This window comes from Chryseobacterium sp. 22532, assembly GCF_052044665.1.
GTDB classification, from domain to species: domain Bacteria; phylum Bacteroidota; class Bacteroidia; order Flavobacteriales; family Weeksellaceae; genus Chryseobacterium; species Chryseobacterium lathyri.
This window is the reverse complement of record NZ_JBQENJ010000003.1, coordinates 741,633-753,884: the sequence shown is the minus strand read 5'-3', so window position 1 is coordinate 753,884 and position 12,252 is coordinate 741,633. Positions and strand designations below refer to the sequence as shown.

The 12,252-nt window shown below is 37.1% G+C and carries 10 protein-coding genes; 4 read left to right on the top strand and 6 right to left on the bottom strand.

Features of this window, described 5'->3' with window-relative positions; genetic code table 11:
- Nucleotides 1–21 precede the first annotated feature (21 nt).
- The 4 genes from ACTJIV_RS11290 to ACTJIV_RS11275 form a co-directional block, all read right to left on the bottom strand.
- Entirely contained in the window at nt 22–834 is an 813-nt protein-coding gene (locus ACTJIV_RS11290) for a hypothetical protein (RefSeq protein ID WP_111959286.1), read from the bottom strand.
- A 284-nt stretch (nt 835–1,118) separates the two neighbouring features.
- Nucleotides 1,119–2,789, bottom strand: a complete 1,671-nt coding sequence (gene asnB, locus ACTJIV_RS11285) for an asparagine synthase B (RefSeq protein ID WP_440627505.1) — start codon at nt 2,787–2,789, stop codon at nt 1,119–1,121.
- Nucleotides 2,790–3,110: 321 nt separating this feature from the next.
- Nucleotides 3,111–4,778, bottom strand: a complete 1,668-nt coding sequence (locus ACTJIV_RS11280) for a GLPGLI family protein (RefSeq protein WP_440627503.1) — start codon at nt 4,776–4,778, stop codon at nt 3,111–3,113.
- 195 nt (nt 4,779–4,973) lie between these two features.
- A complete protein-coding gene (locus ACTJIV_RS11275) occupies nt 4,974–6,179 on the bottom strand; it encodes an RsmB/NOP family class I SAM-dependent RNA methyltransferase (protein WP_111955660.1) in 1,206 nt (401 codons plus the stop codon).
- Nucleotides 6,180–6,491: 312 nt separating this feature from the next.
- Between ACTJIV_RS11275 and ACTJIV_RS11270 the strand changes: the two genes are divergently transcribed.
- Nucleotides 6,492–6,839: a zinc ribbon domain-containing protein YjdM gene (locus tag ACTJIV_RS11270; RefSeq protein WP_111955662.1), complete on the top strand. Its 348-nt coding sequence runs from the start codon at nt 6,492–6,494 to the stop codon at nt 6,837–6,839.
- A 302-nt stretch (nt 6,840–7,141) separates the two neighbouring features.
- On the opposite strand, the gene ACTJIV_RS11265 is transcribed toward ACTJIV_RS11270, so the two are convergent.
- Nucleotides 7,142–8,077, bottom strand: a complete 936-nt coding sequence (locus ACTJIV_RS11265; RefSeq protein WP_440627500.1) for a sulfate/molybdate ABC transporter ATP-binding protein — start codon at nt 8,075–8,077, stop codon at nt 7,142–7,144.
- 75 nt (nt 8,078–8,152) lie between these two features.
- On the opposite strand from ACTJIV_RS11265, the gene ACTJIV_RS11260 reads away from it, so the two are divergent.
- On the top strand, nt 8,153–8,812 hold the full coding sequence (locus ACTJIV_RS11260; RefSeq protein WP_111955666.1) for a YceI family protein: 660 nt from the start codon (nt 8,153–8,155) through the stop codon (nt 8,810–8,812).
- Between the two features lie 126 nt (nt 8,813–8,938).
- Entirely contained in the window at nt 8,939–9,949 is a 1,011-nt protein-coding gene (gene pheS / locus ACTJIV_RS11255; RefSeq protein ID WP_111955668.1) for a phenylalanine--tRNA ligase subunit alpha, read from the top strand.
- A 315-nt stretch (nt 9,950–10,264) separates the two neighbouring features.
- Here the strand turns inward: pheS and ACTJIV_RS11250 are convergent, their stop codons facing one another.
- Nucleotides 10,265–11,032, bottom strand: a complete 768-nt coding sequence (locus tag ACTJIV_RS11250; protein ID WP_111955670.1) for a DUF3108 domain-containing protein — start codon at nt 11,030–11,032, stop codon at nt 10,265–10,267.
- Between the two features lie 154 nt (nt 11,033–11,186).
- On the opposite strand from ACTJIV_RS11250, the gene ACTJIV_RS11245 reads away from it, so the two are divergent.
- Entirely contained in the window at nt 11,187–12,242 is a 1,056-nt protein-coding gene (locus ACTJIV_RS11245) for an NAD(P)/FAD-dependent oxidoreductase (RefSeq protein ID WP_111955672.1), read from the top strand.
- Nucleotides 12,243–12,252 lie beyond the last annotated feature (10 nt).

Sequence of the window (12,252 nt, the reverse complement as noted above, 5' to 3'; positions counted from 1 at the left end):
ATTTTCACAGGACTTTTTAATTTATTTTCTAGGTTTTTCTACTCCTTTCCATTCATCGCCGGCTTTTCTGTATTGGCTCAAGATGTAAGTTTTGAAATCTTTTGTTTTATACTCAATATTATCGGTGTTCTGTTCAAACGGCATAATGTAGTAGTAGTCAACATCTGTTTTGTCTGATTTGTTTCCTTTTTTAACCGATGGAACGTATTTGGAAAATTTATAGCTCGGAAGATATTGTTTTAATCTTGCATAGAAAGCTTTGTTCTCTTTTTCGTCAGGGATAATATCTACAATATTGAAATCATCTTTTTTCTTATCAATCCACAGGTAATATGTTTTTTCTTCGCCTAAGTTTCTGTTTAAAGAGTTGAAAGCAAAAAGCTCTTTTGGAACCAGCTCTTTGATTTTTTCGGGATCTACCTTAGTATAGAACTGTCCTTTAGACGGGTCAACATAAGTTTCAAGGTTGTACATTAAAACTGAGTTGTTCTCAAATTTTTTGTTCTTAAAATATTGATTCAAAGATAATTCTGCAGTGGCTCTGAGCTCTTTTCCTCTGTCATCCAGTTTTTTGGTAGGATTCTGAGGATTTACTTTTTTTACAAACTCATACAAAACAACAGGTTTTACATCTTTAAGGTGAGGATACGTTTTAAGCTGTTCTGCCTTTACCAGCCAATAAAACTGCTGATAATAGTCATCCTTATCTACATCTTTCACGCTTTTATAAGACAAAGCAAGCTTCTTTGAATTTAAGTATTTGCCATATTTTCCCTGTCCAAAAGCAAAACTGATGGATAGTAAGGCAAATAAAACAGTAAGATTTCTTCTCATTTTTTTATAATTGATATTTTCGTTGTCCAAATATAATTATTTCTTAGATATTATTTTTGATTGTCAGTTAAATTATATTGATATTATTAACGTTATTCAAAAGAAAATCCTGTATTTCTACAGGATTGATAAAATTTTGAAATTAGAAGTTAGATATTAGGGATCAGGAATTAGAGATTTAGATGTTAGACGGGAGGTTGTAGATTTTAGGAATAATTGTTGAATTAAGAGCCAACACTAAAAACGCTCAGGCTCTCAAACCCGAATCACGCATCCCGAACTCATTACTCATAACTTGTCTCATGTACTTTCACCGCTCTTCCGCTCGGGTCATTCATTTTTTTGAAAGCCTCATCCCATTCTAAAGCAATAGGAGTGGAGCAGGCCACTGAAGGAACTGATGGAACCGTTGCTGCTGCCGTTTCACTTGGGAAATGTTCTTCAAAGATGGTTCTGTAACGGTATTCCTCTTTGTTTTGAGGGGTGTTCAACGGGAATCTGAATCTTGCATTGGCCATCATCTCATCAGTAACCTCTTTCTCGGCAACCTCTTTTAATGTGTCTATCCATGAATAGCCCACGCCGTCTGAAAATTGTTCTTTCTGTCTCCAGACAATAGATTCTGGAAGAACATCTTCAAAAGCTTTTCGTAGCACCCATTTTTCGATTTTTCCTTCTTCAACACTGATCATTTTGTCTTTTGGGTTGACAGCCATGGCAATGTCCATAAATTCTTTATCCAGGAAAGGAACTCGGCCTTCAATTCCCCAGCTCATTAGGGCTTTGTTGGCTCTTAAACAGTCATATAAATGAAGCTTGCCTAGTTTTCTTACTGTCTCATCGTGGAATTCTTTCGCGCTCGGTGCTTTGTGGAAATACAGATATCCTCCAAACAGCTCATCTGAACCTTCTCCGGACAGGACCATTTTGATCCCCATGGATTTGATCGCTCTGGCCAGAAGATACATCGGAGTGGAAGCTCTGATGGTCGTCACATCATAAGTTTCCAGATGATAAATGACATCACGTACTGCATCCAATCCTTCTTGAACAGTGAAATTAACTTCATGGTGAACGGATCCGATGTGGTCTGCAGCTTTTCTTGCTGCAGCCAGGTCTGGAGAGCCTGTTAAGCCTACTGCAAAACTGTGAAGCCTCGGGTACCATGCTTCCTGAGTGTCACCACTCTCAACTCGCTGTCTTGCAAATTTTGCTGTAACTGCTGAAATAACAGATGAATCCAGACCTCCGGAAAGGAGAACCCCATAAGGAACGTCACTCATCAGCTGTCTGTGAACGGCATCTTCAAGGCCTTTTCTTATTTTTGAAATATCGGTTTCGTTGTCTTTTACGCTGTCAAAGCTCTCCCAGTCTCTTTTGTACCATTGCTGAAGCTCTGTTCCATCCGGGCTGTATACAAAATGCCCGGGAAGAAATGTCTCGATGGTTTTGCATATGCCTTCCAACGCTTTTAATTCAGAAGCGACATAATAGTTTCCGTTTTTATCCCATCCCTGGTAAAGAGGGCAGATGCCCATATGGTCACGGGCGATCAGATAGATCCCTTTTTCTATATCATAAAGGGCGAATGCAAAAATTCCGTTGAGCTTTTCAATAAAGTCTTTTCCATATTTTCTGTAGAGGGCAAGGATCACTTCACAGTCCGATTGAGTCTGAAATTCGAAATCCGGAAACTCTTCTTTTAATTCTCTATGGTTATAGATCTCTCCGTTCACTGCAAGTACTACTTTTTCGTCCTTGGTGAATAAGGGCTGTTTTCCTGAAGTAGGATCTACGATAGCAAGCCTTTCATGAGAAAATACTACTTTTTCATCCTGAAATACACCGCTCCAGTCCGGTCCGCGGTGACGGATTTTTTTTGACATTTCTAAAACCTGAGGTCTTAATATTTCGGTTTTTTGTTTGGCATCGAACAAACATACAATTCCACACATATTGTTTCTTATTTGAAGCAAAATTAGTTTTGATGTTTAAAAATAACAACAAAAAATAATTAAAAGTTAATATTTTTAACTTAATGATTTGTTTTTAAGAAAAATGTCAACTTTTTAATCTATTTATCACGTATTTAATTGATTTTTTTCGTTAGGAAAAATAGAGTTATTATCTTCTATACAAAATTAAAATGAAATAATTAATAATATATGGTAATTTATTATATGAATTTTAGCCCTTACTTTGTGGCTCGAAATAATTTTTTTTCATCATTTGTGTTTTTACCTTCTTGCAATTCTCTTTGCAAGAAGGTTTTGTTTTTATTGGGATCCAAGCAAAACTCCTGAAACATTCCAAGAGCTGAAACTTGTACCTTCCGTTGCTCCCTGAGGGATCTTTATCTGTATTGTATGCTTGCCTGCTTTCATATCTCCAAGAGGAATGAAGTTAGGATTGGTAACTGTTCCGGGACACCAGTTGGACCTGCTGAGGTCCGATGAGGAAAGCCCGTCCGGAAAATTACCTGATGCAGGGTTATAAAGCCTGTAAGAACCACAGTCTGATCTCCAGGGTACAAAAGAAAACATCATTTTCCCATCTAGGAATATAGAATTAGTTTTGGGAACAAATTCATCACCATTTTCCCAGCCCCCGTGTCCGGTAGTGATGTATCTCAGCTGAGCATTCTTTAAATCTTTTTCTAATGTAAATTCTACCAAAAGTCCTTTATCCCTGTCGAACATCGTTGAATAATCCTGACCTGCCATCTCCATGATATTTAAAGTATTAAAAAGAGGAATCGCTACATTATTCCTATAAATGTTCTGGTCACTTTTATGAATAGTGATCTCAAGACTTATTTTATGACCGCCTTTATCATAATTACCGATAAAAGTACCCACCCAGAGTTCCTTTTCAGAAAGAGAAGGCTTCAGTTCTGTAATATCCTGTCGGTACGGGCTTACGGTCTGCCAGTCTTTTCCTTTCAGTTGGATATGATTGAATTTCTGAATGCCGAAGGCTGTAAAGAATCTCATCATCTCTATGACAGGACTGTAATTTTTGGTTGTTGCTACTCCGTAATACTGCTTCCCGTTTCCGTTATCATAAACAGGAAGCGTTTTAGTCCCTTTTTCCAGTCCGTCAAAAAATGAGGTTTCTTTATCCTGTGGAATAAAAAATACGGTTCCTGTTCTGTCGTAAGCATCTCCGTTAGATTGCTGTCTCACTTCGATAAAAATATTTTCACCTTCTTTAATCGTAGGGAATTTTATTTTTTTTAGGATGATGGTTCCGTTGGCAAATCTTTTTACCTGTTCATCCGGTTTAGATTGATCTGAAAAATTGATGGTTTCATTGTCAAAAACTTTCAATGTGGTAAAACGACTTTTCCAGAAAAGATCCTTGTAACCCAGCAGATCGGTTGACTGTATTGAGCCTTTTAAAATATGATCAATATCTGTTTTTTTTACTTTTTTAATGGAGCTGGCAGTGACCTGCGAATTTTTATTTCTTTCGATTTCCAGTACAAATCCCAAATTCTGTCCTACAACAGACGGTCCGCCATTAATTTTTAAATCATTGGTATACCAAACCTCGATCGTATTGGAATTGATCTTCGTTACTGCTTTTTTACAGGTATAGCCCAAAATCTTTTTCGTTTCATTGGTTAATTCAAATGTTTGTTTTCCTATAGATTCGGCATCTGAAGAAGAAATAATTTCTCCCGGTTTCAGGAAAGCATAAGAAACAACCGTATTGGAAGGTTTCTCGATCTTGGTGATCTCAAATGGGTAATCACTTTTCTGTTCCCTTATCTTATTATTTAGAATAAAATTACTTTTTCCATCCGCCCAAACAAGAGTAGGGGACTGTTCGGTAAGAATTTTCCCATTATAAGAACTGGTATATTGGATCTCATATGTCTGTGCATATGAAAGCCAACATAGGAATAAAGCTGAGAAGCTGAATAGAATTCTTTTATCCATAAGTCTGGGTTTCCGTAAAGTTAATTTTCAATTTTCGGATTTTTGAAACAGTTACAACATTATAAGTAGGGATTAATGATGCAGATGTTACAAACCGCTTTCCAATATGGAGAAAAAATATATATTTGACTGCAATTTTCAATAAAAAAGCTGCTCCGGATAGAGCAGCTGTATATTTTATAGATGAGTCAAAGACTAAGAAACTCTTTCGATCAGTGCCATATAGAATCCATCATAACCATGGCTAGGCATTACTTTATCATCTTTAATTAACTTATAACCTGAGTTGGTTTTCAAGAATTCTTCAACCTGTAAATTATTTTCAGAAGGTAGAATAGAACAGGTAGCATATACCATTTTCCCGCCTACTTTAAGCATTTTGGAGTAATCCTGAAGAATCTGTTGTTGCTCTTTTTTAATTCTGTCAATAAAATCCTGGTCAATTTTCCATTTACTGTCCGGATTTCTTTTTAAAACACCAAGTCCAGAGCATGGAGCGTCGATCAGAAGTCGGTCCACTTTATCATGAAGACGCTTGATCACTTTGTTGTCAGAGATCATGCGGGTTTCGATATTGTGTGCTCCCGCTCTTTTTGCACGGCGTTTCAGTTCAGCCAGCTTCCATTCGAAAATATCCAAAGCTACGATCTGCCCTTTATTCCCCATCAATGCAGCTAAGTGAAGGGTTTTTCCCCCCGCACCCGCACAAGCATCCACAACTCTTTGTCCTTCTTTTACATCCAGGAAATACCCGATCTTCTGTGAAGAAGCATCCTGAACCTCAAATAGGCCTTCTTTAAAGGCTGTTGTAAGGAAAACATTCTTCTTTTCCTCAAGCTGTACAGCATCCGGATAGTTTTTTACCGTGTAAGCCACTACACCTTCATCTGAAAGATCAGAAATAAGTTCTTTTGGAGTTGTTTTAAGACTGTTTGCTCTTAATACGGTCGGAGCCTGCTCGTTCAAAGCGTGCATTTCTTTTTCCCAGCCCGGTCCTAATTCTTTTTCCAAAGTTTCAGCCAGCCATTCAGGAATAGAATGCTCGATAGCTTTTGTAGGAACGGTGTTCTTTTTAAGCTTGGTAAGGATATCTGCGATTTTAATTCCGTCAAATTCTTCAAACTTTTTATAATTGGTCTTGCTCCAAAGCAGATACGCAATCATCAGCTTATATATATTGGTTGGTTTTACACCTTCCCCCATATAATATTCAAGACGTTTTTTCCAGCGGATAATATTATAGAAGATCTCAGAAACAACGGCTCTGTCCTGACTTCCCCATTTTCTGTGGGCTTTTAAAAGTCTTTCGATTACCTTATCGGCATATTTATTTTTCTCGAAAAATGTTTCCTGTAAAGCATCGTGAATTCCGATCGCTAGGTTTCTGTGAATAAGTTCCATAAAATTGCTTCGCTGTTTGAATCTGCAAAAGTACGAATTATAGTTGAGAGTTGCAGAATTCAAGTTTTAGAGTGGGAGAGCTTGATGGTTGTGAAGTTTCGGGGTGCGGGCATGAAAGTCGGAGAGTTTTAGGGTTTGAGTCATAGGATTCCATATAGATCAAGAAATATTAAATGAATGGCAAGTATCTTGTGGGGTTCCGAGGTCACCAGTTTTAATGTCTGACATCTAAAATCTTGATTTCTGGCCTTTACTTATCTTGATCATGAATACATTCTACAAAAAATTCTACCTTTGCAAAAAATAAAAAATATGAGTGATACTGTACTTTGTCCGAAATGCGGCTCCGAATTTACCTATCCGAGTGAAAATAATATGATGACCTGTTCGCAGTGTTTTTACGAATGGAATCCTGAAGAAACGACTGCTGAAAGTTCTAACGAAGGAAAAATACTGGATTCAAACGGAAATGAGCTTCAGGATGGAGATTCTGTAGTAGTAATCAAGGATCTTCCTGTAAAAGGAGCACCAAAACCGGTAAAAGCTGGAACAAAAGTTAAAAATATCCGTCTAAGACCGGACAGCGATCATAATATTGACTGTAAAATTGACGGTTTCGGATCTATGGCTTTGAAATCAGAGTTTGTGAAGAAAGCATAACGTTTATTTGAAAAAAATAAAAAAAGGAAAAGATTGGACAGTGTAATCTTTCAAAGACTTAATTGCAGGGAAGTGCTAATGTCCGTCTCAGGGCAGAAAGAGAATTAACCAAAAATTTCCTTATGCTGTGGAAATACAAATGTAAGAAAAAGTTTCAAACTGCTTCTTACATTTGTATTTTTTTTATCCACATATTAACAATAACTGTAAGGAAATGTATAAGTTATGGAAGATTGGCAGATAAGTTTGTGAATTGTATATATAGAAAATTAGTTCAATACTAATAATAATCTTTCTGTTATTTAAACAAAAGAAATCCTGATATTTCCCTCTATCTTCTCGTCTGTATAAACAATAAGTTCTTTATTTTGAACCTTGATCTTATTCCAGTAATGGTTTCCTGCAAACCTGCTTTCCAGGAGTTCGGCTTCATTTCCATTGTCAGAGATTTTTATTTCTTTAGGATAATATGAAAACTTAGGAAGCTGGAACTCTGCTTTTTCTTCCTCACTGAATATGTTCACTTCACCAAAAAGTTTGGCGACATAAGAATTATAAGGCTGCTTGTAGGTTTCTTCCGGGCTGTCGTTCTGGATTAGCCTTCCATCCTTCAGAATGACGATCTGGTCGAGCCAAGGCATAATATCCTGAAGTTCGTGGGTAGAAATAATTAAAGAGATCTGATGTTGTTTCACATACCTGAACAGTCTTTCACGAAGCTCTATTTTTCTGGGGAAATCCAGGTTACTGAAAGGTTCATCTAAAATAAGCAATTTCGGCAATACAGAAAGTGCTCTGGCTATGGCAACCCTCTGTTGCTGGCCTCCGCTTAAATATTTAGGAAGCACATGGGCGAATTCCTGGAGTCCTACCACTTCCAGAAGTTCCATCACCGTTTCTTTTTTTTGAGCTAAATTGATATTAGAAATAAATTTCCCCACATTTTCAGCAACAGTGGCATAAGGCATCAGGTCAAAATTCTGGGCTACCAGCTTCATTTCAGCTTCTCCGGGAACAAGATTTCCCTTGGGACCCAAAAGCCGTTTTTCATTAAAAATAATCTCGCCACTTTCCCAGTCCAGCAATCCGTAAATAAGGTTAAGCAATGTAGACTTTCCACAGCCGCTTTCTCCTGCCAGTGCAATGATTCTGCCTTCCTCAAAACCCAGATTAAGGTTCTGAAACAGGGGACTATCTTTGGTGTGGGAAAAATATAAATTGTTTATTTCTAAAAGCATAATACAAATGTAAGGTTTTTATGAAAAAATAAAATTTTTTATTATATTAGCGGAAGCAATAAAAATATATCAAAAATGAAAAAAAAACTGTTTACACTAGCTATTCCTGCTTTATTTGTTGCAGCTGTGGTGGTTTCTTGTAAAAAAGACAAACCGGTTACCAGCGAAAGCAATGAAGTAACAACTACAAAAGACGGGAATCAGTATACGGTGGACACATTGAACAGTAAAGTGGAGTGGAAAGGATATAAAGTTTTCAAGTCTGAAAGTACAAGTCATTTCGGAACGATCAAGTTTGAAAGCGGTGATGTTACCATAAAAGACGGAAAGCTTGAAAGCGGGAAATTTGTGGCAGATATGGGCTCTCTGACATCTGTAGACCTTAAAGACGATGCTGACCAGTTAGGAAAACTGAACGGTCATCTTAAAAGCGGTGATTTCTTTGAAGTGGAAAAATTCCCAACGGCTTCCTTTGAAATTACCAAAGTAACGCCGGCTACGGAAGGAGATTATAATACACTTTTGGATGGGAATTTAACCATTAAAGGTATTTCAAAACCGGTTCAGTTTAAGGCCAACGTTTCTGTAAAAGACGGAGAAGTAAGTGTGGCTACTGAGCCAAAAGATATTAAAAGAGAAGAGTTTGGCGTAAAGTTCCAGGCTCCTGCTGAAAACGGGGTGATCAAGGATGAGGTAACTCTTCAGATCAACGTTAAAGCTTTAGAAAAGAAATAATTTTTTTATTTAAGTGAAATAAGTGATTGAAGTCTGCCTCCCGTAAAGGGGCAGATTTTTTTATCACAGATTCATTATTAAACTTAAAAAACGTATTTTTGCAAAACATTTTGAAAGGGTAAAACAATGATAGAAAAGATAGAAGAACTACTTACCGAAGTAAACAGCTTCAATGCTACATCTAAAGAGGAAATTGAAAACTTCCGAATTAAATATAATGGTAAAAAAGGTGTTCTGAATGATTTTTTTGAAAAATTTAAAGAAGTTCCAAACGACCAGAAAAAAGAATTCGGACAGAAGATTAATTCTTTAAAACAAGCTGTTGCAGGAAAACTGGAAGATCTTAAAGATGCTTCCCAGTCTGCTATTGTCACAGAAAAAGAAGATCTTACAAGGCCAGCTTTTCCATTGGATCTTGGGTCAAGACACCCGATCAATCTGGTGAAAAACAGAATTATTGAAATCTTCAAATCTATAGGTTTCGCAGTAGCCGATGGTCCTGAAATAGAGGACGACTGGCACAACTTCACGGCGCTTAACCTTCCCGAATACCATCCTGCAAGAGATATGCAGGATACTTTCTTCATCGAGCAGAATCCGGATATCCTTTTAAGAACGCATACCTCTTCCGTACAGATCCGTTATATGGAAGAAAACCAGCCGCCGATCAGAATTCTTTCTCCGGGAAGAGTATTCAGAAATGAGGCTATTTCTTCACGCTCACACTGTATTTTCCATCAGATTGAAGGATTGTATATTGACGAGAATGTAAGTTTCGCCGATCTTAAGCAGACAATCCAGTTCTTTACCACTGAGCTTTTCGGTAAATCCAAAATCAGAATGAGACCGTCTTATTTCCCGTTTACAGAGCCTAGTGCTGAAATTGATGTATACTGGGGATTAAACTCTGAAACTGATTACAGAATTACCAAAGGAACAGGTTGGCTGGAGATTATGGGATGCGGAATGGTAGACCCTGCGGTTCTTAAAAATGTAAATATTGACTCTGAGAAATATTCAGGATATGCTTTCGGAATGGGGATTGAAAGAATTACAATGCTTCTTTACCAGATGAGCGACATCAGAATGTTCTTCGAAAATGATATCAGAACTTTAGAACAGTTTAAATCACTATAAAAAATTAAACCTCCGGAATCTCCGGAGGTTTTTGTTTTTAATTACTGACCTAAGAAACAAAACGTAATTAAAAACGAGATTATATTGAAAAATCACAACGTGACCGTTTTAATAGAGGTTTATTAATTTTATATTAATTTTTTCTTCTCTGAAATTTCCTCACCTGAACGAAGTCGAAGCGTTATCTTTATTAGTCTTTAGTTTGCTGTTATTAGTAAGACAGCTGGAAATTAAAATGTATTACATTAAACCATAAAAAAGCCTGCAAAAATATTTTGCAGGCTTTTTTTTATAATTCAAAAGGCTGAATATCTTTTATTTATATTTTAAAGGGTATTTCACATTTTTAAGATCATCAATACTTGCTTTCAGTGAACCTACGGCCAGCTCGGCCTGCAGAAGCATTGGAATATGATTGGCGTCATTGGTAACCCACATTGTAACGCCTTCTTTTTCTTTGAAAACCCTTCCACTTTTTACAGACGGGATAATTTTCAGACAGTTAATGGTTCCGAATTTGGTTTTCAGATCTTCAGTTCCTGTCACTTTCAGCTGAAACGGAAACATTTCATCATCGATCCATACATTCATGTTGATCACTGTTCCGACCTTTAATTCACTGGTACTTTTGCTTCTCAGGTAGTAGAAGCATGAAAGCATATCCTGAACGCCTTTTACAGATTTAATCACCTTTGAACCATTGGCAGGAGTCTTTTTATCTGTTAAGATCAGCGTATTATTAGTATGGTTGAAAACGGTTTCAAAATGCTGGCGGTAGCTACCTTCACGTACATTTCTTACATAAAAGCTTGGCAGCCCGGTTTCTATATTAATGAAGCTTTCATATAAATCTTCTACTTTAAAAAAGGCTTTTACAGCGCCTGTAGTTTTTCCTGTACCTTTTACGTACAGATGGGGAACACCCATATAATTTGTCTTTTTGGCAGTAAGATTGGCAGTTCCGGCATTCAGGATTCCATAGTGTATTCTGAATGTAATAGACTCACCGTCAGAGATATTGTCGATCTGAGCATAGCTCAACAGGAACATAAATAGTGCAAAAAGATTTAAAATTTTCTTCATGGTATGAAATTTAACAAAAACATTGCCAAATTTAAGATCCTTAACTATTTACAGAGATTTGATAAATCTCAGGTTTTTATTTAGAATCAATTAAATATGCTTCGCATTAAAATTAGTAAATTTGCAGTTACATGTATAATTAAATTATCTTATTATGATAACCACTGATATATTGATCATAGGAGCCGGACCTACCGGGCTTTTTGCTGTTTTTGAAGCAGGTTTATTAAAAATGAAGTGCCATATTATTGATGCACTTCCGCAGCCAGGAGGACAGCTAGCAGAGCTTTATCCGAAAAAACCTATTTTCGATATTCCGGGATATCCTTCAGTGAATGCTGGAGAATTGGTAGATAATTTAATGGAACAGATCAAGCAGTTCCAGCCGGGATTCACTTTGGGAGAAACTGCGGTTTCTTATACAAAAGTGGATGATGAATGGTTTGAAGTGATCACCAACAAAGGAACGGTGCACAGATGTAAAGCTATTGCCATTGCCGGTGGATTGGGAACTTTTGAGCCCAGAAAGCCTACTTTTGAAAATGTAGCTGACTATGAGGAAAAAGGTCTTGAATATTTTGTTAAAGAGCCTGAGCATTTCAGAAACAAAAGAGTAGTGATTGCCGGAGGTGGAGATTCTGCTCTTGACTGGAGCGTTTTCCTTTCCAATGTAGCAAGTGAAGTGACTTTGATCCACAGAAGAAATGAGTTCAGAGGAGCTTTGGATTCCGTAGAGAAAGTTCAGGATCTTAAGAACCAGGGTAAAATTAAATTAATTACGCCTGCTGAAGTTACTGGTATCAAAGGGGACGGAAAAGTTGAAGCGATCACGGTAGAAATTGAAGGCCAGGAAGCTTTCGATATTGAAACAGATTATTTCATTCCTCTATTCGGACTGACTCCAAAATTGGGAGAGATCGGAAACTGGGGATTGAATATTGAGAAAAATGCGATCGTTGTAAACAATGCGCTTGATTATCAGACGAATATCGATGGAATCTATGCGATCGGAGATATCAATACCTATCCGGGAAAACTGAAGCTGATCCTTTGTGGTTTCCACGAAGCTACTTTAATGTGTCAGAGTGTTTACAACAGACTGAATCCGGGTAAGAAATTTGTCCTTAAATATACAACAGTAAGCGGTGTAGACGGATTTGACGGCAGCCGTAAGGAAGCAGAAAAGGCAGTTGTGAAAAAAATTGACTAATTTTGCACTA